At 72.5% G+C, this 22,231-nt stretch carries 24 protein-coding genes; 18 read left to right on the forward strand and 6 right to left on the reverse strand.

Annotation, left to right across the window (positions count from 1 at the left end; all coding sequences use genetic code 11):
* Positions 1-8: 8 nt before the first annotated feature.
* The gene (locus DEI93_RS07415) at positions 9-980 is read right to left on the reverse strand and encodes an aldo/keto reductase (RefSeq protein ID WP_111012491.1); all 972 of its coding nucleotides are present in this window, start codon (positions 978-980) and stop codon (positions 9-11) included.
* 120 nt (positions 981-1,100) lie between these two features.
* On the opposite strand from DEI93_RS07415, the gene DEI93_RS07420 reads away from it, so the two are divergent.
* The 3 genes from DEI93_RS07420 to DEI93_RS07430 all read left to right on the forward strand — a co-directional run bounded on the left by DEI93_RS07420 (position 1,101) and on the right by DEI93_RS07430 (position 3,508).
* Complete coding sequence (locus DEI93_RS07420) at positions 1,101-1,952, forward strand: SDR family oxidoreductase (protein ID WP_111119076.1); 852 nt, start codon at positions 1,101-1,103, stop codon at positions 1,950-1,952.
* Positions 1,953-2,059: 107 nt separating this feature from the next.
* Complete coding sequence (locus tag DEI93_RS07425) at positions 2,060-2,452, forward strand: ChaB family protein (protein ID WP_111008820.1); 393 nt, start codon at positions 2,060-2,062, stop codon at positions 2,450-2,452.
* Between the two features lie 153 nt (positions 2,453-2,605).
* On the forward strand, positions 2,606-3,508 hold the full coding sequence (locus DEI93_RS07430; RefSeq protein ID WP_502868541.1) for a beta-ketoacyl-ACP synthase 3: 903 nt from the start codon (positions 2,606-2,608) through the stop codon (positions 3,506-3,508).
* A 40-nt stretch (positions 3,509-3,548) separates the two neighbouring features.
* On the opposite strand, the gene DEI93_RS07435 is transcribed toward DEI93_RS07430, so the two are convergent.
* From DEI93_RS07435 to DEI93_RS07455, 5 genes are all read right to left on the reverse strand, one after another.
* On the reverse strand, positions 3,549-4,493 hold the full coding sequence (locus DEI93_RS07435) for a hypothetical protein (protein ID WP_181434639.1): 945 nt from the start codon (positions 4,491-4,493) through the stop codon (positions 3,549-3,551).
* A gap of 614 nt (positions 4,494-5,107) precedes the next feature.
* On the reverse strand, positions 5,108-5,500 hold the full coding sequence (locus DEI93_RS07440) for a flagellar assembly protein FliW (RefSeq protein ID WP_111119074.1): 393 nt from the start codon (positions 5,498-5,500) through the stop codon (positions 5,108-5,110).
* On the reverse strand, positions 5,497-6,390 hold the full coding sequence (flgL, locus tag DEI93_RS07445; protein ID WP_111119073.1) for a flagellar hook-associated protein FlgL: 894 nt from the start codon (positions 6,388-6,390) through the stop codon (positions 5,497-5,499). Before flgL ends, DEI93_RS07440 begins: the two co-directional genes overlap by 4 nt.
* A gap of 5 nt (positions 6,391-6,395) precedes the next feature.
* Positions 6,396-7,826, reverse strand: a complete 1,431-nt coding sequence (flgK, locus tag DEI93_RS07450; protein ID WP_111119072.1) for a flagellar hook-associated protein FlgK — start codon at positions 7,824-7,826, stop codon at positions 6,396-6,398.
* 2 nt (positions 7,827-7,828) lie between these two features.
* On the reverse strand, positions 7,829-8,317 hold the full coding sequence (locus DEI93_RS07455) for a flagellar protein FlgN (protein WP_111119071.1): 489 nt from the start codon (positions 8,315-8,317) through the stop codon (positions 7,829-7,831).
* 303 nt (positions 8,318-8,620) lie between these two features.
* Between DEI93_RS07455 and DEI93_RS07460 the strand changes: the two genes are divergently transcribed.
* The 15 genes from DEI93_RS07460 to DEI93_RS07530 all read left to right on the forward strand — a co-directional run bounded on the left by DEI93_RS07460 (position 8,621) and on the right by DEI93_RS07530 (position 22,214).
* The gene (locus DEI93_RS07460) at positions 8,621-9,442 is read left to right on the forward strand and encodes a sigma-70 family RNA polymerase sigma factor (protein WP_111008826.1); all 822 of its coding nucleotides are present in this window, start codon (positions 8,621-8,623) and stop codon (positions 9,440-9,442) included.
* Positions 9,443-9,577: 135 nt separating this feature from the next.
* On the forward strand, positions 9,578-10,774 hold the full coding sequence (locus DEI93_RS07465; protein ID WP_111119070.1) for a flagellin N-terminal helical domain-containing protein: 1,197 nt from the start codon (positions 9,578-9,580) through the stop codon (positions 10,772-10,774).
* An 88-nt stretch (positions 10,775-10,862) separates the two neighbouring features.
* Positions 10,863-12,302: a flagellar filament capping protein FliD gene (gene fliD, locus DEI93_RS07470; RefSeq protein ID WP_258372154.1), complete on the forward strand. Its 1,440-nt coding sequence runs from the start codon at positions 10,863-10,865 to the stop codon at positions 12,300-12,302.
* A gap of 4 nt (positions 12,303-12,306) precedes the next feature.
* Positions 12,307-12,786 (forward strand): flagellar export chaperone FliS, encoded by a 480-nt coding sequence (gene fliS / locus DEI93_RS07475; protein WP_111008828.1) that lies wholly within the window; start codon positions 12,307-12,309, stop codon positions 12,784-12,786.
* 52 nt (positions 12,787-12,838) lie between these two features.
* Positions 12,839-13,126, forward strand: a complete 288-nt coding sequence (locus DEI93_RS07480) for a hypothetical protein (RefSeq protein ID WP_146244337.1) — start codon at positions 12,839-12,841, stop codon at positions 13,124-13,126.
* Positions 13,127-13,272: 146 nt separating this feature from the next.
* Positions 13,273-13,617 carry a flagellar basal body rod protein FlgB gene (locus tag DEI93_RS07485; RefSeq protein ID WP_111008963.1) on the forward strand — a complete coding sequence of 115 codons (345 nt, stop codon included), beginning with the start codon at positions 13,273-13,275 and terminating at the stop codon, positions 13,615-13,617.
* Complete coding sequence (locus DEI93_RS07490; RefSeq protein WP_111008830.1) at positions 13,614-14,009, forward strand: flagellar basal body rod protein FlgC; 396 nt, start codon at positions 13,614-13,616, stop codon at positions 14,007-14,009. The genes DEI93_RS07485 and DEI93_RS07490 overlap by 4 nt, the downstream gene beginning before the upstream one ends.
* Positions 14,009-14,338, forward strand: a complete 330-nt coding sequence (gene fliE, locus DEI93_RS07495; RefSeq protein ID WP_111012485.1) for a flagellar hook-basal body complex protein FliE — start codon at positions 14,009-14,011, stop codon at positions 14,336-14,338. Before DEI93_RS07490 ends, fliE begins: the two co-directional genes overlap by 1 nt.
* On the forward strand, positions 14,338-16,032 hold the full coding sequence (gene fliF, locus DEI93_RS07500) for a flagellar basal-body MS-ring/collar protein FliF (RefSeq protein ID WP_111119068.1): 1,695 nt from the start codon (positions 14,338-14,340) through the stop codon (positions 16,030-16,032). The genes fliE and fliF overlap by 1 nt, the downstream gene beginning before the upstream one ends.
* Entirely contained in the window at positions 16,029-17,084 is a 1,056-nt protein-coding gene (fliG, locus tag DEI93_RS07505) for a flagellar motor switch protein FliG (RefSeq protein ID WP_258368435.1), read from the forward strand. The genes fliF and fliG overlap by 4 nt, the downstream gene beginning before the upstream one ends.
* A complete protein-coding gene (locus DEI93_RS07510) occupies positions 17,077-17,739 on the forward strand; it encodes a FliH/SctL family protein (RefSeq protein ID WP_181435962.1) in 663 nt (220 codons plus the stop codon). The genes fliG and DEI93_RS07510 overlap by 8 nt, the downstream gene beginning before the upstream one ends.
* A 2-nt stretch (positions 17,740-17,741) precedes the next feature.
* Positions 17,742-19,073: a FliI/YscN family ATPase gene (locus DEI93_RS07515; protein WP_111119066.1), complete on the forward strand. Its 1,332-nt coding sequence runs from the start codon at positions 17,742-17,744 to the stop codon at positions 19,071-19,073.
* On the forward strand, positions 19,073-19,543 hold the full coding sequence (locus DEI93_RS07520; protein ID WP_111008835.1) for a flagellar FliJ family protein: 471 nt from the start codon (positions 19,073-19,075) through the stop codon (positions 19,541-19,543). The genes DEI93_RS07515 and DEI93_RS07520 overlap by 1 nt, the downstream gene beginning before the upstream one ends.
* The gene (locus DEI93_RS07525) at positions 19,540-20,433 is read left to right on the forward strand and encodes a C40 family peptidase (protein ID WP_111119065.1); all 894 of its coding nucleotides are present in this window, start codon (positions 19,540-19,542) and stop codon (positions 20,431-20,433) included. The genes DEI93_RS07520 and DEI93_RS07525 overlap by 4 nt, the downstream gene beginning before the upstream one ends.
* Positions 20,430-22,214 carry a flagellar hook-length control protein FliK gene (locus DEI93_RS07530; RefSeq protein ID WP_111119064.1) on the forward strand — a complete coding sequence of 595 codons (1,785 nt, stop codon included), beginning with the start codon at positions 20,430-20,432 and terminating at the stop codon, positions 22,212-22,214. Before DEI93_RS07525 ends, DEI93_RS07530 begins: the two co-directional genes overlap by 4 nt.
* The last annotated feature ends 17 nt before the right edge of the window (positions 22,215-22,231 follow it).

A 22,231-nucleotide genomic window follows, 5' to 3' on the forward strand; every position in this document is an offset into this window, starting at 1 on the left:
GTCCGTCGTCACCAGGCGTAGTCCTCCGGGGACGTCTTGTGCCCCGGGAAGATCTCGTCGAGGCGGTCGAGCGCTGCCTGGTCGAGGTGGATGTCCACGGATGCGACCGCCGACTCGAGCTGCTGCATCGTCCGCGGGCCGGTGATCGGCGCGGTCACGCCCGGCTGGTGGAGCAGCCACGCGAGCGCGAGCTCGCCCGGCGCGTGGCCGATCTCCTTCGCGAACGCCTCGTACTGCTCGATCGCGGGTCGGTTCGCCTCGAGGGCCTCCTTCGCGCGACCCTCGAGCCGGCGCGAGCCCTCCTCGGTCTTCTCGATGACGCCACCGAGGAGACCGCCCTGGAGCGGCGACCACGGGATCATGCCGAGGCCGTACGCGCGCGCGGCGGGCAGGGTCTCGCGCTCGACGTCGCGGACGAGCAGGTTGTAGATCGACTGCTCGCTCACGAGGCCGACGAAGTTCCGGCGCGCGGCGGCCTCCTGCGCCTGGGCGATGTGCCACCCGGCGAAGTTGCTCGACCCGGCGTACAGGACCTTGCCCTGCTGGACGGCGACCTCCATCGCCTGCCAGATCTCCTCCCAGGGCGTCTCCCGGTCGATGTGGTGGAACTGGTACAGGTCGACGTGGTCCGTCTGCAGCCGGCGGAGCGAGTCGTCGAGCTGACGACGGATCGCCAGGGCCGAGAGCTTCGACTCGTTCGGCCAGTCGCCCATGTCGCCGTACAGCTTGGTCGCGATGACCGTGCGTTCGCGGCGGCCGCCGCCCTGCGCGAACCAGCGGCCGACGATCTGCTCGGTGACGCCCTCGCCCTTCTGCCAGCCGTACACGTTGGCGGTGTCGAAGAAGTTGACGCCGAGGTCGTGGGCGCGGTCCATGATCGCGAACGAGTCCTCCTCGCTCGTCTGTGGTCCGAAGTTCATGGTGCCGAGCACGGCGCGGGAGACGGACAGGCCGGTGCGTCCGAGGTGTGTGTATTCCATGCCTCCGGGTCTACGCCTCCCGCTGAGCGCGGGTCCAGGAGCAGCGGACCAGCCTGGGTGCCGTGCGTCCGCCACGCATCGCCAACGGACGCCGACGGAGCAACGACAGGAGAGGACCACATGAGCGACCAGCAGCAGCCCCCGCAGCAGCAGGACACCCCCGGCAGTGAAGCCGAGCTCGGCCCCAAGGCGGACCACGGCGAGCAGTCGTACAAGGGCTCAGGCAAGATGACCGGCAAGCGTGCCGTCATCACGGGCGGCGACAGCGGCATCGGCAAGGCCGTGGCCATCGCGTTCGCCCGCGAGGGTGCCGACGTGCTCATCAGCTACCTCCCGGAAGAGGAGGAGGACGCCCAGGACACGAAGCACTGGATCGAGGACGCCGGCCGGAAGGCCGTCCTGTTCCCCGGTGACCTGTCCGACCCGGCGTACTGCCGCTCCGTGATCGCGACGGCGGTCGAGGAGTTCGGCGGGCTCGACGTACTCGTCAACAACGCCGCGTTCCAGATGACGCACGAGACGCTCGAGGAGATCCCCGACGAGGAGTGGGACCACACCATCGCCACGAACCTCAGCGCCTACTTCCACCTCGCGAAGGCCGCCCTGCCGCACATGGAGGCGGGCGCGTCGATCATCGGCACGAGCTCGGTCAACTCGGACAACCCCGTGCCGACGCTCCTGCCCTACGACGTGACGAAGGCCGGCATCGCGAACTTCTCGGCTGCGCTCGCGCAGCTCGTCGGGTCGCGCGGCATCCGCGTGAACAGCGTCGCGCCCGGGCCGATCTGGACGCCGCTCATCCCGTCGACGATGCCCGAGGAGCAGGTCGAGTCGTTCGGGTCGCAGGCGCCGCTCGGTCGCGCCGGCCAGCCCGCGGAACTCGCCCCGGTGTACGTGCTCCTCGCCAGTGACGACGGCAGCTACGTCTCCGGTGCCCGTATCGCCGTCACGGGCGGCACGCCGATCCTCTGATCCGCGGCCACGGGACGGACGGGAGGCGCGACATCGAAACCGGTGCCGCGCCTCCCGTCCGACACCCGGCCGCGTGGGGTACGACTGGACCAGCGAGAGGAGTGACCATGCCCGCGAAGGACGAGATCCCGAGCACCCTGCAGCGCTCGGATGAGCACGCGCAGGAGATCTACGCGAAGACGCTCGACTCGGCGAACGAGACCTACGGCCCCGGGGAGCGCGCCCACCGGACCGCGTTCGCCGCCGTCAAGCACGAGTACGAGAAGATCGGCGACCACTGGGAGCGCAAGGCGGAGAACGGTCCGTCCGACTCCGGTGCAGCCGGGAGTCGTGACGACGGTGAGACCCAGCAGGGCGTCGACGCGAACGCGTCCAAGCAGCACCTCATGGACGTGGCGAAGCGGCTCGACGTCAGCGGGCGATCGTCGATGACCAAGGACGAACTCGTCGACGCGATCAAGAAGGCCAACGCGAAGGCGACGCGCGACGCCCGCTCGTGAACGTGCACGAGGGCCCCAAGACGGGGTCGGGTTCGTTGTCGTGCGCACTGCACGGTCGCCGGGCGCGCGTCGACTAGCGTCGATCCGGTGAACGACGCGAACACGCCCGGCAGCCGCATCATCGGCCTCGGGCACCACCAGCCCGCCCGGATCATGACGAACGACGACCTCGCGGCGATCGTCGACACGAACGACGAGTGGATCCGGACCCGAACCGGGATCCGCACGCGGCACATCGCCTCCGAGGCCGACACCGTCACGAGCATGGCGATCGAGGCCGGCCGTGCCGCCATCGCCGACGCGGGCATCGACCCCGCCGAGATCGACCAGGTGTTCGTCGCGTCGACCTCCGCCACCGACCGCGCGCCGTACACCGCCGGACGCGTCGCCGTCGCGCTCGGGCTCACTGCCGGCCCGGCGCCCATCGACATCAACACCGCCTGCTCCGGCTTCGAGTACGCGCTCGCCCTCGCCGACCAGTCCATCCGGCTCGGCAGCGCCACGACCTCGCTCGTGATCGCGTCCGAGAAGATCTCCGGCCTCGTCGACTGGACCGACCGGTCGACGTGCGTCCTCATCGGCGACGCAGCCGGAGCCGCCGTCGTCCAACGCAGCGACACCGCCGAGATCGGCCCGGTGTCCTGGGGGAGCGTCCCGCACCTGCTCGAGGCCGTGCTCGTCGACGGGGACCCGCAACGGTTCTCGCAGGAAGGCCGCTCGATCTACCGCTGGGCGATCACCGAGGCGGAGGGGCACGCGCGCCGCATCGTCGAGAAGGCCGGGATGACGATGGACGAGATCCAGGTGCTCGCGTTCCACCAGGCGAACCTCCGGATCATCGAGCCGCTCGCCAAGGCGCTCGGGGGCGACACGAAGTTCGTGATCACCGACGTGCAGGAGTCCGGGAACACCTCGGCCGCGAGCGTGCCGCTCGGGTTGTCGAAGGCGTGGGCGGCCGGGAAACTGCCCGAGGGCGTGCCCGCGCTGCTGTTCGGGTTCGGCGGGGGCTTCGCGCACGCCGGACAGGTCGTCCGGACGCCGGTCCGGCGGGGCTGAGTCCACCGTCGGTGCGGCCGTGGCGCGCCCGGCCCGCTCGCTACGACGCGGGCGTGTCCGTGCCCGTGTCCGGGTCGGCCCAGAGGTCGTCCGTGTCGGCCGGACGACGCCAGGGCAGGGCGCGCTGCCGGCGCCGCGAGGTCCCGGCCTCGACGCCCGGGGCGACGTCGCGCCCGCGTCGAGCCCGCTCGGGGCGCGGCGACACCGGGAGCGGGAAGTGTGCCGGCGGCGGGCCGAACGCCGTCCGCGAGCCGTCGATCACCTTGCGGCCGAGCGCGTGGTTCCCGACGCCGCCGATGACAGCGCCGATCCCGAACGGCACCGCGCGGCCGAGCACGCTCGCCCCCTGCCGCGCCAGGAAGCGCTTGACGAACGAGTCACGGAGCCGCCCGCCGATGCCGCTGACGACCGAGCGGGGCAGGCTCGACGTGACGAGTTCGCCCCAGAACGCCGTCCGCGTCGGGCCACCCCCGGCCTGGGCCGCGAGCTGCTTGACGAGCGAGGTTCCGGGCGCGCCGAGGATCATCGCCATCACGAGCGTCCGCGCTCGTTCGGGGTCGGTCACCGCGATGCCGTGCACCTCGGTGACCGACTGGGCGAACAGGGCGCTCGCCTCGAGGAACGCCGCCGTCTCCGCGCCCGTGAGGCCGAGGCTCGTCGCGAACCCGACCCCGGGGATCACCGCGCTCGCTCCGACCGCGGCGCCGCCCGTCGACACGGCGGTGAGGTACTGGCGCTCGAGGATCGCGATGACCTCGGCCGGTGTGGCGTCCGGGCGGCGCCGACGGATCCGGTCGACGTGTGCGACCACCACCGGGCGTTGCACGCTGAGCACGCGGTCGAGCGTCGCCGACCAGCGAGTGGACGCCAGGCCGCTCGGGCCGGGTACGTCGGTCTGCGCCTCGACCGAGGTGTTGTCGGTCGGGACCGTGACGGGAAGGGGGACGATGGCGTTTCGATCGCCCGGGGTGCCTCGTTTGGCCATTCGTGCACCCTACGCTCGGCGGTTTCGCGGGTGCCGGGGCCGGTGCGTTCCGCCCGCCCTGCCTGCGCGCTTCTTCCGCTTCAGACTGCGCGTCGGGGCGGCGATGGGGCGGAGGGGTAAGCCCGCGCGGGGGAGCGTCGGCAGCTCGGCCCGCGGGCGGCGTCGGCGTCGTGGACGCGTGCTGGCGGCGTGGACGCCGGTCGTGCGCTCCGGGGATCCGTGAACGGGGCCCGTACCGACCGTGCGCGCCCGGCGGTTGCCGGTCCGGCGGGGACGAGGTGGGCCTCCCGGTCGGTGGCGGCACCGGCGGCTGTCGGCGGCGCGACCAGAGCGGGCGTGACGAGTCGACGGCATGCAGTGATGCTCGTGGAGCAGGGGCGCGCCCACGCACCGGGAGCACTGGACTGGGGACGGGCCTGCTCGTGGATCACCTGGGGAGGAGTGTCGTCACCGTCGGAAGCGAGTGGTGCGTCACCTGGTGACGGTCCCGCTGTCGTCCGTCATCGGTGATGTCGTCGTATGCGCGGGAACCAGATGCACGCGTCTTCGGTGACGGTGTGCGTGTCGGACGACCGCCGACCTGTCGGGAAACCAGCGGGAGCGGCGGGGCGGCGTCAGCGGCGCGCGAGCACCGCTCGGAGGGGGTGGTCCTGCCCCTCGAGGATGAGCTGCGCGCCGATGCCGGTCCGGGCGTTGACGATGACCGGCGCGAGCAGGTTCACCGTCGTGCCGCTCTCGGCGGGGTTCGCGACGACGAGGAGCATCGCCTCGCCCGCGTCGCGGAGGTCGAGGAGCGCGGTCTGCTCCTCGGTGATGACGGGCGTGTAGTCGGGCAGGTGCACGGCGGCGTCGAGGACGAACAGGCGTGGGTCCTCGGTGCCGGCAGCGGTGGTGCCGTGCCCGGCGAGGGCGAAGAGCCCCTCGGCACCGGTGACCTCCTGCAGGGTGAACGACGTCAGGGGTTCGAGACCGAACGGTGGGACGGTGAACGTCAGCGGGATGTTCATGAGAGGTAGTCCATCAGGGTCGGCTGCAGCGTCTTCGCGGTGACGGCGAGGGCTGCCTGGTAGTTGGTCTGCTGGAGCTGCAGGTCGAGGATCGCCTTGGCCACGTCCTTGTCCTCGATCTGGGAGCGCTGTCCCTCGAGGTCGGTGGACCGGGACGCGAGCGTCGACTGCGCGGCGATGACCGAGGAGTGTCGGGTGCCGACGTCGCCCTGGACGCCACGGACGGCGGCGATGCGGCTGTCGACCTGACTGATCCGCGCGCTGACGTCGGCACCGGACTGCAGGTCGCTGCTGATGTCGTCGATGAGGCTGAACACCGAGTCACTCCCGGTCCCGAAGACGGCGCTACCGTCGGTGTCGACGCGCACGGTCGTCCCCGACGCGATCCGGCGCTGCACGCCGACGTCGGTGCCGTCGGTCGACCCGTTGTAGGTGAAGTCGCTGCCGTACGCGGCGGACGCGTCCGTGTTGCCGGCGAAGACGGCCCGACCGCCGTACTGCGTGTTGGCGTCCTGGAGCAGGTCCTGCTTGAGTCCCTGGAGCTCGGTGACGATCGCGTTCCGGTCGGTGTCGTTCAGGGTGCCGCTGTTGGATCCCTGCACGGTGAGGTCCCGGACCTTGTTCATGACCGAGTACACGCTCGCGAGCGCGGAGTCGGTCGTGGCCAGCCACCCGGCGCCGTCGTCGGCGTTGCGGGAGTACTGCGCGTTCTGGGCCTGGGCGCTCCGCACGGTGATCGACTTGCCGGTACCGCTGGGGTCGTCCGACGGGACGGTGATGTTCTTCAGGCTCGACGCCTGGTCCTGCAGCTGCGCGAGCCGCGCGGCACCGGTCTGGAGACGCTGTTGCGCCGCCGCCATGGACATCTGGGTCGTGACACGAGTGAGCATGACGATCAGCTGATCCCGACGACGCCGACGTGGTTGATGAGGGTGTCGAGCATCTGGTCGACCGCGGTGAGCACGCGCGCGGCCCCCTGGTAGGCGTGCTGGTAGGTGAGCAGGTTCACGTTCTCCTCGTCGAGGTCGACGCCGGCCCCGGACTGCTGCTGCGTCTTGGCGCTCGTCGCGGCGAGTCCGGTGAGGGTGGTCTGGGTCGCGGCCGTCCTCGACGTCGTGCCGATGCCGGTGACGACGTCCGACCAGGTCCGGTCGGGGGCGTCCGCGGCGGAGCCGATCTGGCCGATGGTGTCCGCGATGCTGCCGCTGTACGAGCCGTCCCCGGTCCGGACGGCGATGCCGGCGGCGTCGGTCGGGACGACGGTGAGGCCCTGCGCGGCCGGGACACCGGCCGCGATCGCGAAGAAGTCCGTGCCGGTGGCACCCGCGGGGGTGTACCCGGTCTCGTGCACGGCGTTCACCTGCGTGGCGAGCGCGGTCGCGACACGGTCGTACCCCGCGGAGGCCTCGGCGAGGGCGCCCCCGGTGCCGTCGGCGTTCGCGGGCGCGAGGACGCTGAGCGTGCCGGCGATGCTGCCGCCGTCCAGTGTGACGGCCGAGCCGGACCCGCCGACCCACGACAGGGTCACCGGGGAGGCGGCGGCGCCGCGCAGCGTGTCGGAGCCGGTGACGGCCACGGCGTGGGCGGACGTGCCGTCGACGATCGCGTTCCCGCCGATGACCACGTCGACCGTGCCGTCGCCGTTGTCCCGCACCGTGGCGCCGGACAGGGACGCCATCTGTTCGGTGAGCACGTCGCGTTGGTCCATCAACTCGTTCGTCGAGCCGCCCCCTGCGGCCGTGGTGCGGATGCGGTCGTTGAGCGCCGCGACCTGGGTCGCCGCGGTGTTGAGCTGCCCGACCGCGTCGCCGACGTCGGACCGCGCGGAGGCCCACTGCGCGTCGATCGCCTGGGATCCGGTCCGCAGCGTGCTCGCCACCTGCGTGGCCGAGCTGAGCACGACGCCGCCGGACGCGGTGTCCCCGGGGTTGTTCTGGAGGTCGGACCAGGCCGACCACATCGTGTCCAGCTGGCTGGACAGTCCGTTCGCCCCGGGTTCGTTCAACGACGTCTCGAGGTCGGACAGTGCGGATGAGCGAGCCGACGCGTACCCGGAGGCGGACGCGGAGGCACGGACCTGCGTGTCGAGCGTCATGGTCGCGAGTCGGGCGATGCCGTCGACGGAGACGCCCTGGCCGGCGGTCGCGACCGTACCGGTGAGGAGCCCGGTCGCGGCGACCGGCGGGATGGACGTCTGCGTGATCCGCTGCCGGGTGTACCCGGTCGTCCCCGCGTTCGCGATGTTCTGACCCACGACGTCGAGTCCGGCACGCGCCGCGGAGAGCCCGGAGTAGGCGGTTGCGAGCGATCCGAAGGTGCTGACCATGACTACAGGCTCCCGTCGAAGAAGTGCGCACCGGCGGCGCCGGCGTCGGCGGACCCGCGGCCGTCGTACGTCGCGACCTCGCCGACCGCACCGGCCAGGGTCTCCTGCGTGGCGCGCGCCGCCGCTCGGAGGAACCGCTCGTTCTCGTCCCGCAGCGCGGCGACCTGCGCGGTCAGCTCGATCATCGCGCGGAGGTGCGCAGCGAGGATCTCGCCCCACGGCCCCTCCGGCGCGGCGGCCGACACGATCTCGCGGAGGGGTGCGTCGGTCGGCGCGCCGAGATGCTCGGCGACGGCGGCGCTCTCGACGCTGCGCTCGAGGCCGACGGCGCGCAGCCGCTCGAGGACCTGTTCGACCTCACGGCTCGCGTGGTCGACCCACCGCGAGCGTCCGGCGGTCAGGAGCAGCTGCTCCTCCTCGAGCTTGAAGGTGAGGAGCTCGAGGAGCTCGCGTTCCCGCCACAGCACGGCGGACAGTTCGTTCATGCCCAAGGTCTCCTCCCGGTGATCGGCTCGCTGCGTCGACGAGCACTATCGGTCCGCACGTCCACCGCCGTTAGGAGCGACGGTGGGAGCGACCTGGGCGCACTAGCCGAACCCCCGGAGGGGCACCAGTGGCACCGCGCCTCCACTTCGGGGGGACGGGAACCGCCTTGTCCCCCGAAATGCCGACCCAGGGCGCCCAGGAAACCCCCGGACTGGGGCCGGTGGAGGTCTCCTGTCCCCCTCAGCTCGTCGATAGGTTCATGACTGCACCGCGGGCGACCGCACCGATCATCGAGGGGGAGACACCGGATGGACCGCACGGCACGGAACGCACTCGTGGTGGAGAACCTCCCGCTGGTGGGGTACCTCGTCGCCGAGGTCTGCGCCCGTGCGACCCACCTGTCGCGCGACGACATGGCCTCCGTCGGTGCCCTGGCGCTCGTCACCGCCGCGGACGCGTACGACCCCTCGCTCGGGGTGCCGTTCGGTGCGTACGCCCGCACGCGCATCACCGGGGCGTTCGCCGACGACATGCGCGCCGGCGACTGGGCCAGCCGTGGGACGCGCAAGCGCATCAAGGAGACGCTCGCCGTGCAGGACACCCTGACGGCGCAGCTCGGACGCGCGGTGTCGGTCCAGGAGCTCGCGGACGCCATGGGGGTCGACCGCCAGTCCGCGGCGGACGCCCTCGCCGACGCGGGCCGGACGGTCACCACGATCGACGAGACCGTGCACGACTCGCTCGCGGCCGAGGTCCCGCTGCCCGGTGACGACCTCCTCGCCACCGAGCGCACCCGCTACCTCCGCGCCGCCGTCGCCGCTCTGCCGGAGCGCATGCGGTTCATCGTCGAGGCCGTGTACTTCGGCGACCGCACCGTCACCGAGGTCGCCGAGGAGCTCGGGATCACCCACTCGGCGGTGTCGCAGCAGCGGTCCGAGGCGATGCGCCTGCTCCACGACGGCCTGACCGCCCACTACGGCGACAGCGACGACGTCGTCGTCGAGCCGCGCTCCCGCACGACGGCCGCGCGACGCAGCGCCTACCTCGCACGGGTCGCCTCGAACGCGGCGGTCGGCATGGCCCGCGCCGTGATCGAGCCCCTCGCCGGAACTGCCGCCGCGGCGAGCTGAGAACGTCGGGAGCACGGCACGCGGAAATCGGTCCGCACCGTCTCCTAACGGCTCCGGCCGCACGGCCGAGAGTCCTCGATGCCAGCCCATGGACGGGCCGGCGCACCACACCCACGTTTCACGGAGGAAATCACCATGGGTATGTCCATCAACACCAACCTCTCGGCACTCGACACGTACCGGAACCTCAACGCGACCCAGAACGACCTGTCGAACTCGCTCGAGAAGCTCTCGAGCGGTCTGCGGATCAACAAGGCCGCCGACGACGCCGCCGGTCTGTCGATCTCCGAGGGCTTGAAGTCGCAGGTCGGTGGCCTCACGGTCGCGGCCCGCAACGCCCAGGACGGCATCTCCGTCGTGCAGACCGCTGAAGGTGGCCTCACCGAGGTCCACTCGATCCTCCAGCGCATGCGTGACCTCGCCGTGCAGGCCGGCAACGACTCGAACAACGCCGACTCGCGCACCGCGATCACGACCGAGGTCTCGTCGCTCCAGTCGGAGCTCAGCCGCATCGCCTCGTCCACGAACTTCAACGGCACGTCGCTGCTCAACAGCAACAGCACGCTGAAGTTCCAGGTCGGCGCGAACGGTGACGCCAACAGCCAGATCTCGGTCGACCTGTCCGGCGCCAACGTGAACAAGGTCGTCGACGCGCTCGGCGCGACGCAGTCCGACGGCACCGCGTTCACGATCAAGAGCGGCACGAACATCAACACCGCCTTCCAGGGCAAGTCGCTCTCGTTCGAGGCCGGCAAGGGCACCTCGTCGGACCTCAAGGTCACGACGGGCACCCTCACGGGCTCGAACGCCGACGGCACGTTCACGTCGGTCGACGATCTCGTGTCCTCGCTGAACGGTGACGCCACGTTCTCGAAGAACTTCACCGCCACCGCGGTGAAGGACGTGAACGGCGCGACCACCGGCTTCAACGTCCGCGCGAACGACGGCAGTGCGGTCGACACCGCCAGCCCGCTCGGGACGGCGGACACCACCGGCACCCTGACGGGCGCCGCCGGTTCGTCCACGACGGGCCTGCAGTTCGACACCGCGGACCACGCTCAGGCGGCGATCCGTGCCATCGACGCGCAGATCACGGCCGTGTCGACCGCCCGCTCGAACCTCGGTGCCGTCCAGAACCGCTTCGATCACGCCATCAACGTGACGAACGTGGCGAAGGAGAACCTCACCGCGGCGCAGTCGCGGATCACCGACGTCGACATGGCGGAGGAGATGGTCAACTACACGCGCGACAACATCCTGAGCCAGGCCGGCACGGCGATGCTCGCGCAGGCGAACCAGAGCACGCAGGGCGTCCTCTCGCTGCTCAAGTAACACCCCTGGCGGCCGCCGCCGTACGGATCCGTTCGGGTGATCCGTGCGGCGGCGTCGCTGCCGTCGAACGACCGGAAGGAGCCCCACGGTGTCCACCACCTCCGCCTTGACGACCACCTCGACGTCGGCATCGGGCACGCTCGGCATCGACGGCCTCGCCAGTGGCCTCGACACCACGAGCATCATCAACTCGCTCATGTCGATCGAGCAGCTGCCGCAGTCGCTGCTCCAGGACAAGGTCACGTCGACGAGCGCGTTCATCTCGTCGCTGCAGACGATCAACGGCCTGTTCGCGACGATGGCGACGAAGGCCACGGCCGCCGCCACGAGCACCTCCCTCAACCTCCTCACCGCGTCGAGCTCGTCCTCCGCGGTCACCGCGAGCGTGTCGAGCACCGCGGCCGCCGGGAGCGTCAGCTTCACGGTCGGGAGCACCGCCGCAGCGCAGGTCGGTGTCACCGCCGCGATGACGACGTGGTCGAGCAGCGCGCCGACGCTCACACTCGTCTCCGCGAGCGGTGCGAAGACCGAGATCAGCCCCGCCTCCGGCTCGCTCGACGACGTCGTCAGCGCGATCAACAAGGCGGGCGCCGGCGTCACCGCGACGAAGGTCGCCGCGGGGACGACGGCCGACGGCACGAAGCAGTACCGGCTCCAGCTCACCGCGACGGCCTCGGGGTCGGCGGGCGCGTTCACCCTCTACCGCGGCTCGGGCAGCGACGTCGACGCGGGGACCGCGACGAACGTCCTCACCGAGTCCGGTGCCGCCGTCGTGCAGCAGGCGTCCGACGCCTCGGTCACGCTGTGGGCGGGCACCGCGGCCGCGCAGACGATCACGAGCTCGACGAACACGTTCACCGACCTCGTGCCCGGACTCACCGTGAACGTGTCGGCGGTGTCCGCGTCGCCGGTCACGGTCACCGTCGCCCAGGACACGACGAAGGCCACCGCCGTCGCGTCCGGCCTGGTCGACGCGCTCAACGCGATCACGAGCTACTACTCGTCGAACACGAGCGTGTCGACGTCGACGAGCGCCACCGACGGCTCGCAGTCCACGACCGCGGGCGTGCTCCTCGGCGACGCGACAACGCGGGACGCCGTGCAGCAGATCACGAGCGCGATGTCGACACCGGTGAACGGCCAGTCCCCGTCCTCGATCGGCATCGAGATCACGAAGGACGGCGACTTCACCTTCGACTCCGACGCGTTCCGGGCCGCGCTCGCGACGGACCCCGCCGGCACGCAGAAGATCCTCTCGGGCCTGGCGCAGAACGTCGCGAACGTCGCGAACGGTGCGTCCGACAAGTACAGCGGTTCGATCACGACCGCGATCACGGGGCAGCAGTCCGTGGTCACGGACCTCAACCAGCAGATCAGCGACTGGGACACGCGGCTCGCGGACCGCCGTGCGACGCTGCAGGAGGAGTACACGAACCTCGAGACGAACCTGTCCACCCTGAAGTCGCAGTCGACCTGGCTCACGAGCCAGATCTCGTCGCTGCCCTCGTACTCGTCGTCGAGCAAGTGACCCGATGAACGCCTTCGACCTCGCCTCCGCCGCCGCGTTCCGTCGCGCCGCCGCCGAGGGCACCGCCGCTGACGACCGTCGCCGCGCGCAGTACGCGACCCAGTCGGTGCTGTCCGCGACCCCGGCCCAGCTCGTCACGATGCTCTACGACCGGCTGCTCCTCGACCTGCACCGCGCCGAGCAGGCGCAGACCACCGCCGACTGGTCGACCGCTCGGGAGCAGCTCATGCACGCGCAGGCGATCGTGGGGGAGCTGTCCACGTCGCTCCGCATCGACGTGTGGGACGGCGGGGAGGGGCTGCTCGCCATCTACAACTACGCGTCGACCGCGCTGATCACCGCGAACGTGCACCACGACGTCGACGCGACACGGCAGTGCATCCGTCTGCTCGAGCCGCTCCGTGCCGCGTGGCACGACGCCGCCGCGGCGTTGCCCGCGTCGGCGACGGCGACCGGGACCGGGGGAGCACTCGGTGTCGCCTGAGTGGTCGACGCCCGGCGAGCAGTCCGGTCAGGATCGCGGCGACGCAGCGACCGTGGACGCGCACTCGGCGTGGGACCGCGTCCTCACCGACCTCGAGGTCGCGGTCGCCCGCGCCGACGCCGTCGGCGTCGCGGTCCCGGCGTGGACCCCGCCGACCGGACTGGGACGGATCCCGCGCGAGCTCGTGGGTCGGGCCTCCCGGCTGCTCGCAGCGCAGCGGGACGCCGTCGCGCGCGTCGACGCGGCCAGGAGGGACGTCGCCGCGCACCTGGGCGCGCTGCGGTCCGTCGCGTCGTCGCGGGCGCCGGAACCGGCTCGGTACCTCGACGTCACAGGCTGACCGACCCCCGTTCGGGGCGACCGCTTACGTGGGCCGGGCGGTGCGCCGATAGCCCCTCTCGAGCACGGATCGCTCGTCCTCGGCCACGGATCGGCCTCCGCCACCGGCGACCCCTCGTGGTCGCCGTCCTCGTGGAACGGCTGGTCATGCTCGACTCCGTGTCGACCTCGGCGCTGCAGAGCGCGCTCGACGGTCTCTCGCTCCGGCAGAAGGTGATCGCGAACAACGTCGCGAACATCAACACGCCGAACTACCACGCCGAGAAGGTGCAGTTCGAGGACGCGCTCGCCCAGTCCGTCGCGGACGGGAACGGCAGCACGACGCCGACCATCGCGCGGAGCCTCGAGCCGACGAACACGAACGGCAACAACGTCGACCTCGACGAGGAGACGCTGTCGAACGTCGACACGACCCTGCGGTACCAGTTCGCGTCACAGGCGATGAACGCGGAGCTCACGGCGGTCCGCGCGGCGATGCGGACCGACTCGTGACCACGTTCGACGCGATCGGCATCGCGAGCACCGGCCTCACGGTGCACCGGAAGTGGCTCGACGCGATCTCGGACAACATCGCGAACGTCAACACGGTCAAGTCCATGGACGACTCGGCGTTCCAGGCCCGGTACGTCGAGGTCCAGGAGGGCGACGGCGTCTCCGGCGCCTACGTCGAGGGCGCAGCGTTCGGCAGTGCCGCCGGCCGCGTGACCTACGACCCGGACAACCCGCTCGCGAACAAGGAGGGGTACGTCCGGATGCCGGACATCGACCTCGGGACGCAGATGGCGGACCTCATCATGGCCCAGCGCGGCTACCAGGCGAACGCCGCCGTGGTCGACCGTGCCAAGACCGCCTACGAGGCGGCACTCCAGATCGGGAAGAACTGATGCCCATCGACGCCGTCAACGGGGTCACCACGAACGCGCTCTCCGGCGTGTTCGGCACCTCGCAGGCCACCACGCCCGCCACCACCGCCGAGCCCACGACCGGCACCGACGGGTCGTTCGCCACGAGTCTCGGCAACGCGGTGGACGGCCTCCAGTCGCTCGAGAGCCAGTCGAACACGCTCGCCGTCAAGGCCGTGACCGGGAACCTCGACGACATCCACGACGCGACCATCGCCGCCACCCGCGCGCAGGTGACGCTCGAACTCGTCTCCGCCGTGCGGAACAAGGGCGTCGACGCCTTCAACGAGATCATGAGGATGCAGGCCTGATGCCGCTCGCACTCCGCAACGCGTTCGCGCGTCTCGGCGCGACCCTCAAGGGCTTCAGTGTCGCGCAGCGCACCATCGCGGTCATCGGGATCGCGGCCGTCGTGCTCGGCGCGATCGCCCTGACGAGCTGGCTCTCGAAGCCCTCGTACGCGCCGCTGTTCACCGGCCTCGCCGCCACCGACGCGAGCTCGATCACCGACCAGCTGACGACGGACAACGTGCCGTACCAGCTCACCGACGGCGGGGCGACCATCCTCGTGCCCCAGGGCGACGTGTACCAGGAACGCCTCAAGGCGGCCTCGAACGGGCTGCCGTCGTCGAACGAGGGTGGGTACGCACTGCTCGACAAGATGGGCGTCACGGCGTCGGAGTTCCAGCAGAACGTCACGTACAAGCGCGCGATCGAGGGCGAGCTCGCCAAGACGATCAGCGCCATGGACGGCGTGCAGACGGCGTCCGTGCAGCTCGCGATCCCCGAGAAGAGCGTGTTCGTCTCGGAGACCAAGGACCCGACCGCGTCGGTGTTCGTCGAGCCGAAGGCCGGCCAGACGCTGAGCACCGAGCAGGTCCAGGCGATCGTCCACCTGACGAGTGCCGCCGTCGAGGGCATGCAGCCGACCGACGTCTCGGTCGTCGACGCGAAGGGCGACGTGCTCTCGGCCGTCGGCACCGGCACCACCGGCGGGTCCGACGACCAGGCGAGCGACTACGACACCCGCGTCGGCCAGCAGGTCCAGGCACTGCTCGACAAGGTGGTCGGCGCCGGCAACTCCTCGGTCGTCGTCGCGGCGACCATGGACCCGAACTCCGGGACGCGCACCACCGAGTCGTTCGCCCAGCCCACGAGCGGCCCCGTCGCGCTCAACGAGTCCAGCTCGACCGAGAGCTACGACGGCTCCGGCGCCGGCGGATCCGGAGCGACCGGTGTCCTCGGCCCGGACAACATCGCCGTGCCGAGCGGCAGTTCGACGAGCGGCACGAGCGGATCGAGTGGGTCCAGCGGCTCGGGCAACGGTTACACGAACGAGTCGTCGACCAAGGACAACGCCGTCGACAAGACGACCGAGACCACCACGATCCCGGCCGGTGCGCTCAACCGGCAGACGATCTCGGTCGCGCTCGACAGCAAGGCCGCCAAGGGCGTCAACCTGCAGAGCATCGACGACCTCGTGGCCAACGCCGCCGGTGTCGACCAGACCCGCGGCGACCAGGTGAAGGTCGCGGTCGTCGACTTCAACAACGACGCGGCCAAGCAGGCCGCCGCCGCGCTCAAGGCCGCCGACGCCCAGGCCGCCGCGACCGCGATGTGGTCCACCATCCGCACCGCGGCCATCGTGGGCGGTGTCGTGCTCGCGATCGTCGCCGTGCTCGTCATGATGGCCCGCCGGGGTCGGCGCGCCGAACGCGAGGACGTCGACCTCGGCGAGCTCGACGCGTTCTCCGACGCGTACGAGCTGCCGATCGCGCTCGACGGTGCGGACCCGCGTGCGTCGCTCGCCGCGGCGGACGCACCGACCATCGCGCTGCCGACGCTCGGTGAGGCGCCCACCGGAGACGCCCCGACCGAGGTGCTCTCGAGCGAGGACGTCACGGCGGAGCGCCGGCGGGCGGACATCGCCGCCCTCGCCGAGCGTGATCCCGAGAAGACCGCCGACCTGCTCCGCGGGCTGCTCGACGACAGGACCTCGGTGTGAGCACGCCGCTGACGACCCCGAGCAGCGGGGCCCCGACGGCCGGGACGCAACAGCTCACCGGCGCGCAGAAGGTCGCGGTCATCCTCATGCAGATGGACACGGCCAGCGCCGCGAAGGTCATGAAGCAGTTCTCGGAGCTCGAAGCCGAGGAGATCACGGCCGAGATCGTCCGGATGCGCCGCGTCGACCAGACGGTGGCGGACCGCGCGATCGCCGAGTTCCACCGCATCAGCACGACCGGCCGAGTCACCCGCCGCGGGGGCAAGGACGCCGCGCTCGGACTGCTCGAGGCGTCGTTCGGCTCCGAGCGGGCCGCGGGTGTCATGGAACGCCTGGCGTCCACGATGGCCGGGGCGTCGTTCGAGTTCCTCGACGAGGCCGAGCCCGGGCAGGTCGTCACGCTGCTCGACGGCGAGCTGCCGCAGACGATCGCGCTCGTGCTCGCGCACCTCAGCGCCGGGCAGGCGTCCGCGGTGCTCGCCGGCATCGACGAGGCCGCGCGGACCGACGTCGCGCAGGCGTTCGCGACCATGGGCACGGCGACCCCGGAGGCCGTCGGGATCGTGGCCGCCACGCTCCGCGGTCGCGCCGGCGCCGTCGTCGCTCCCCGCGAGAGCGTCGAGGTCGTCGGCGGCATCGCGCCCCTCGTCGAGATCATCAACCGGTCGGACGTGTCGACCGAGCGGGCCCTGCTCGACAGCCTCGAGTCGCGCGACCCGGAGCTCGCCGAGGACATCCGGTCGCGCATGCTCACGTTCGCCGACATCGTCAAGCTCGAGGCGCGGGACATCCAGCAGGTGCTCCGCGGCATCGACTCGAAGGTGCTCGCGACGGCGATGAAGGGCGCGCAGCAGGCGGTCGTCGAGACCATCCGCGCGAACGTGTCCGAGCGCAACCGTGACCTGCTCGACGACGAGGTGCAGTCGATGGGGCCGGTCCGCATGTCGCAGGTCGAGGAAGCACGTGCCGAGGTGGTCCGTTCCATCCGCGAGCTCGAGGCCCAGGGCGTCATCACGGTGCACCGCGCCGAGGAGGACGACTTCGTTGAGTGACGTCGACACGAGCGCTGCCACGTTCACCCGGATCGCCTATCCCTCGATCGCGGCCCCGGCCGAGGAGCGTCGGAAGGCGCAGGCCGACGTGCGCGGTCACGCCGCGGGCTACGCGGCGGGCCTGCGCGCCGCCGAGGCCGAGGCGTCGGCGCGGCGGGCTGAGCTCGAGGCCGAGCACGTGGCCCGCACCGCAGCGCTCGAGGCGCGGACGGCCGCCGCCGTGGCCGCGCTCGAGACCGCGACGCGCGCGCTCGTGGCACGCGTGGTCCCGGTGCTGCACGAGGCCGAGGAGACCGTGGTCACCACCGCCGTGGAGCTCGCCGAAGCCGTCGTCGGACACGAGATCCGGGCCTCCCGGGCGGTGCCCACCGACGGCCGGGAGGCGCAGCACCCGTCCGGCGCGCTCGCGACCGTCCGACGCGTGCTCGCGTCCCTCGACACCGACGTCGCGCTGGCGGTGCGCCTCAGCCCGGCGGACGCCGCCGCCGTCGCAGGGGCCGCTCTGCCGGTCCCCATCGTCGCGGACCCGGCGTTGCGCGACGGCGACGCCGTGGTCGACCTGCCCTCCGGGATCCTCGACGCGCGCATCACCACGGCGTTCGCCCGCGTGCGTGCCGCGCTCGACCTCGCGCCGGACGACGGGACCGCCTCGTGAGCGTGGGAACGCCGCTGCGGATCCGTCCGGCGGCACTCGACCGCGCCGTCGCGGCGGCACGTCCGCAGCGGGTCGGCGTCGTCACGAGCGCCGTCGGACTCGGACTCACGATCGCGGGGCTCGACTGCGCGATCGGCGAGGTCGTCGCCGTCGGCCGGGACGGCGAACCACCGGTCGCCGTCGAGGTCGTGGCCACCGACGCGAGCGGCATCCGCTGCATGCCGCTCCACCGACTCACCGGCGTGACGGCGGGCACCCCGGCACGGCCGACCGGGCGTCCCGTGCTCGTGCCCACCGGTGCCGGTCTGTTCGGGCGTGTGCTCGACGGGCTCGGGCGGCCGATCGACGGTGCCGGGCCGCTCGACGCCGACGACCTGGTGCCCCTCGACCACGACACGCCCTCCGCCATGCACCGCGCACGGATCGCGACCCCGCTCCAGCTCGGCGTCCGCGTGCTCGACACCCTCACCACCGTCGGCCGAGGGCAGCGCCTGGGGCTGTTCGCCGGCTCGGGTGTCGGCAAGTCGTCCCTGCTGTCGATGATCGCGCGGGGGAGCGACGCGGCCGTGAGCGTCATCGCCCTCGTCGGTGAACGCGGTCGCGAGGTCCGGGAGTTCCTCGAGGACGACCTCGGGCCAGCCGGGCTCGCTCGTTCGGTCGTCGTCGTCGCCACCTCCGACGAGCCGGCGCTCATGCGGCTCCGGGCGGCGTTCCTGGCGACCCGCATCGCCGAGTCGTTCCGCGACGCCGGACAGGACGTCGTCCTCATGATGGACTCGCTCACCCGCGTCGCGATGGCGCAGCGGGAGATCGGCCTGTCCGTGGGCGAGCCGCCCGCGACCCGCGGGTACCCGCCGTCGACCTTCTCGCTCCTCGCAGGCCTGCTCGAGCGTGCCGGAACGGACCGCGTCGGCAGCGTCACCGGCCTGTACACGGTGCTCGTCGACGGCGACGACCACAACGAGCCGATCGCCGACGCGGCGCGGAGCATCCTCGACGGGCACGTCGTGCTCGACCGGCGCCTGGCGGTCACGGGACACTTCCCGTCCGTCGACCCCCTCGGGTCGGTGTCCCGCGTCGCCGGCAAGGTGACGCCCGCGGACCGCCGCTCCCTCGCCACCACGCTCCGATCGGTCATGGCCGCGCGGAAGGCCGCGCAGGACCTGCTCGACGTCGGGGCGTACCAGCGGGGGAGCAACCCCCTCGTCGACGCCGCGGTGGACCACCAGGGCGCGATCGACGCGTTCCTCCGGCAGGGCATGGACGAGCGCGCCGAGGCCGAGGACTCCTGGCGACGGCTCGCCGCCCTGGTCGCGCGGTTCGGGGGCGTCTGATGCCCCGCCGCTTCGCCCTGGCCGGACTGCTCCGCCTCCGGCACGCGCAACAGGACCAGGCCGCCGCCGAGCTGGCTGCCGCCAACGAGCGGCTCCGCGACGCCGCCGACGCACGGATGGCCGCCCGCCGCACGCTCGACGACCCGCAGGCCGAGGTCACCGACGCCGCGGTGCTCAGCGCGGTCGCCGCCGCCCGCGCCGCGACCCGCGGGATGCTCGAGGAGCTCGCGGGGGTCGAGGCCACCCGCCGTGCCGCCGCCGACCGGGCCCGCAGTGCCCACCACGACGCACGCCGTGCCGCGATCGGACTCGAGAAGCTCGAGCAACGGCACGCCGAGCGCGTCGCCGAGGAGGACCTGCGCGCCGAACAGCTCGTCCTCGACGAGATCGCCGCCCGCACGGCACGACCCACGCCGCCGGAGACCGAGCGTCCCGCGGCCCCGACCGACCCCACCGGAGGTGCCCGATGACCGTCGACGCGGTGTTCGCCCGGATCCAGGAGATCCAGTCCCAGATCGCCACCCTGCGCGGCGGTGTCGACGCGAGCGCGACCGCCACGAGTTCCACCGATGCCTCGACCGCGTTCGCGGACGCCCTGAGCGCCGCGAGCGACCCGACGACGGCGACCGGCGCCAGTGCCACCGCTGCTCCGGCCACCACCGACGCTGCCGCGCCGACGTCGACGGATGCCGAGGCCGGCACGCTGGCGACGGGGTCCGGGGCCACCGGAACCGAGGTCGTGGCGGACGCGGAGAAATACCTCGGCGTGCCGTACGTGTTCGGTGGCACCACCCGGTCCGGTATGGACTGCTCGGGACTCGTCCAGACGGTGTTCAAGGACCTCGGCGTCCACATGCCCCGCGTCGTGCCGGACCAGGCGAAGATGGGCGTCGCCGTGCCCTCGCTGGCCCAGGCGCAGCCCGGGGACCTCATCATCCCGAAGGGCGAGGGCCACGTCGTCATCTACGTCGGCAACGGGAAGGTGCTCCACGCGCCGCACCCCGGCAAGGACGTCCGCATCGTCGACAACTGGCTGAAGGACAGCGACATCGCGACGATCCGACGCATCGTGCCGTCGACCGCCACGTCCTCGCCCCCGTCCGCGGCCGCCTCCGACGCGTCCGCGGTCGCGTCCGCCCGGTCCCTCCTGGCGTCGCTGTCATCCGCGACGGGAGCGGGCTCGAGCGCGTCGTCGCTCGACGCGCTGGCGTCGCTCGGCGGGCTGTCCTCACTGTCCTCGCTGTCCTCGCTCGGGGGCCTGTCGTCGCTCTCGTCGCTCGGCGGCACCGCGGGGACCTCGTCGGCCGACCTCCAGACAGCGGCGCTCATGTCGCTGCTCGGCGGCGGGAGCATCGCATGACCGTGCTCGCCACGCCCGCGGCACCGCCGCCCGCGGCGCCACGGTCCGGTACGGGACGTCCGACGTCGCCCACCGGCTCCGGGGACTTCGACGCGACCCTGGCCTCCGTCGCCACCGACAGCGATCGGGACGGCCGGTCCGACGACCGGCTGGACCAGGAGGCCGGCGTCCGACCCGATCACCGGCCCGCTCCGTCGACCGGGAGGCCCGGGAGCAGCCACGAGGACCGCGCCGCACGACCACGGGGTCGCCACGACGGCGCCGACCGCCATGCGGAACGAGCCCGGTCGGCATCGACGCCCGCGAACGGGACGGACGCGGGCGACCAGTCCGGCGCCGACGTCGGGGACGGGCTCGTGGACGTCGCCGGCGCCGCGGCGCTCGCGAGCCTGGCTGCTGCCGTCACCGGGGCGTCCTCGGCGACCGCCGGTGCGCCCTCGGCCGTGGCCGACACCGGAGCCGCGTCCGGCTCGGCCGGCGCTGTCCCGACGGGCGCGGGTGCTGCGCTCGACGTCCCCGGTGCCACGACCGCCACGGCCACCACCGTCGCCGGGGGCGCCGTGCCGACGGGCGTCGGTCTCGGCGCGGACCCGACCACCGGCCGCCGCGCGGCGCTCGGGTCCGGTGCCTCCGGCCCGACATCCGCCGTGCCGGCGACGCTCACCCCGATGGGGGGACTGCCCGGACTCGCCGCCGCCCCGGTGCCCGACGGCGTTCCCGGGAACACCTCGGCCGACGCGACGTCCGACCCGAGCGCGACCGCAGGCGTCCCCGGCACGCTCGCCGGAGGCACCACGGCCCCGGGTGGCGCCTCCGTCACGTCGACGTCGCCGGTCGGAGTCGACTCCGTCGGCCGCAGCCGGCTCGGCCGGAGTGCCACCGGCACCGGCGCCGGCACCGGCGCCTCCCGGTCCGGCTCAGTCGAGACCAGGACCTCCGAAGCCATCACCGACGGGGTCGGCATCGCCGGGCGCGCCACCGACGCCTCGAGCACCGGAGCGAGCGTCACCGGACCCGCCACGACCGGCACCGCGACGAGCGGCACCGCGACGACCGGACCCCTGCCGAGCGCGGCGGCGGCCAGCGGGGCGATCACCGCTCCGCCGTCGACGGCGACCGAGCGACCGGCGGTCCGCATGGCCTCCGCGGACGCCGCACCGTCCCTCCCGACCCGCACCGCGGGACCGGCTCCGGCCGGGCCGGCGCGCACGACGACCGGACCCGCGGCCGTCGACCAGCGCGCGCCGGACGCGGCCCCGTCCCTCCCGTTCGCCGTACCCGCGGTGGCCCCGGGAGCCGGACCGGCCGGTCCCGCGGTGTCGGCGACCGCCGCAGCGCCGTCGCCGACCCCCGCGCCGTTGGCGCAGCAGCTCGCGCGACCGCTGTTCACGCTCGCGGCAGCACCACACGGCGAGCATGTCGTGACCGTCACGGTGAGCCCGGAGACGCTCGGATCGGTGACCGTCCGCGCGCACGTGTCCGCCGACGGGATGCGCGTCGAGCTGTTCGCCGCGTCGGACGCGGGCCGGGACGCGGTGCGGTCGATCATGCCCGAGCTCCGACGTGACCTCGGGCAGACCGGGGTGGCGACGACACTCGACCTCTCGGGGCAGAACCAGCCGTCGGACACGGGCGGCGGCGACCGGCGACCCTCGACCGCCCCGAGGCCCGCGTCGGGCGGTCCGGTCGGGCCCACCGGCGCCACGGCGGCGTCCGCTGACGCCGCTGCGGCCGCCGGACGGACGGCCACCCCGACCACCGGGCTCGACGTCCTCGCCTGACGGCGCTGACGAGACCC

The sequence above is a fragment of the Curtobacterium sp. MCBD17_035 genome (assembly GCF_003234815.2).
Classification (GTDB): Bacteria; Actinomycetota; Actinomycetes; order Actinomycetales; family Microbacteriaceae; genus Curtobacterium.

What these genes read in the sequence shown, in the direction of transcription:
- DEI93_RS07420 (WP_111119076.1), top strand. Translation starts at nt 1,101, where the DNA reads ATGAGCGACCAGCAGCAGCCCCCGCAGCAGCAGGACACCCCCGGCAGT.
- flgK (WP_111119072.1), bottom strand. Translation starts at nt 7,826, where the DNA reads ATGGTCAGCACCTTCGGATCGCTCGCAACCGCCTACTCCGGGCTCTCC.
- fliE (WP_111012485.1), top strand. Translation starts at nt 14,009, where the DNA reads ATGCCCATCGACGCCGTCAACGGGGTCACCACGAACGCGCTCTCCGGC.
- DEI93_RS07425 (WP_111008820.1), top strand. Translation starts at nt 2,060, where the DNA reads ATGCCCGCGAAGGACGAGATCCCGAGCACCCTGCAGCGCTCGGATGAG.
- DEI93_RS07530 (WP_111119064.1), top strand. Translation starts at nt 20,430, where the DNA reads ATGACCGTGCTCGCCACGCCCGCGGCACCGCCGCCCGCGGCGCCACGG.
- DEI93_RS07485 (WP_111008963.1), top strand. Translation starts at nt 13,273, where the DNA reads ATGCTCGACTCCGTGTCGACCTCGGCGCTGCAGAGCGCGCTCGACGGT.
- DEI93_RS07465 (WP_111119070.1), top strand. Translation starts at nt 9,578, where the DNA reads ATGGGTATGTCCATCAACACCAACCTCTCGGCACTCGACACGTACCGG.
- DEI93_RS07460 (WP_111008826.1), top strand. Translation starts at nt 8,621, where the DNA reads ATGGACCGCACGGCACGGAACGCACTCGTGGTGGAGAACCTCCCGCTG.
- DEI93_RS07430 (WP_502868541.1), top strand. Translation starts at nt 2,606, where the DNA reads ATGACGAACGACGACCTCGCGGCGATCGTCGACACGAACGACGAGTGG.
- DEI93_RS07440 (WP_111119074.1), bottom strand. Translation starts at nt 5,500, where the DNA reads ATGAACATCCCGCTGACGTTCACCGTCCCACCGTTCGGTCTCGAACCC.
- DEI93_RS07525 (WP_111119065.1), top strand. Translation starts at nt 19,540, where the DNA reads ATGACCGTCGACGCGGTGTTCGCCCGGATCCAGGAGATCCAGTCCCAG.
- flgL (WP_111119073.1), bottom strand. Translation starts at nt 6,390, where the DNA reads ATGCTCACTCGTGTCACGACCCAGATGTCCATGGCGGCGGCGCAACAG.
- fliF (WP_111119068.1), top strand. Translation starts at nt 14,338, where the DNA reads ATGCCGCTCGCACTCCGCAACGCGTTCGCGCGTCTCGGCGCGACCCTC.
- fliS (WP_111008828.1), top strand. Translation starts at nt 12,307, where the DNA reads ATGAACGCCTTCGACCTCGCCTCCGCCGCCGCGTTCCGTCGCGCCGCC.
- DEI93_RS07520 (WP_111008835.1), top strand. Translation starts at nt 19,073, where the DNA reads ATGCCCCGCCGCTTCGCCCTGGCCGGACTGCTCCGCCTCCGGCACGCG.
- DEI93_RS07415 (WP_111012491.1), bottom strand. Translation starts at nt 980, where the DNA reads ATGGAATACACACACCTCGGACGCACCGGCCTGTCCGTCTCCCGCGCC.
- DEI93_RS07435 (WP_181434639.1), bottom strand. Translation starts at nt 4,493, where the DNA reads ATGGCCAAACGAGGCACCCCGGGCGATCGAAACGCCATCGTCCCCCTT.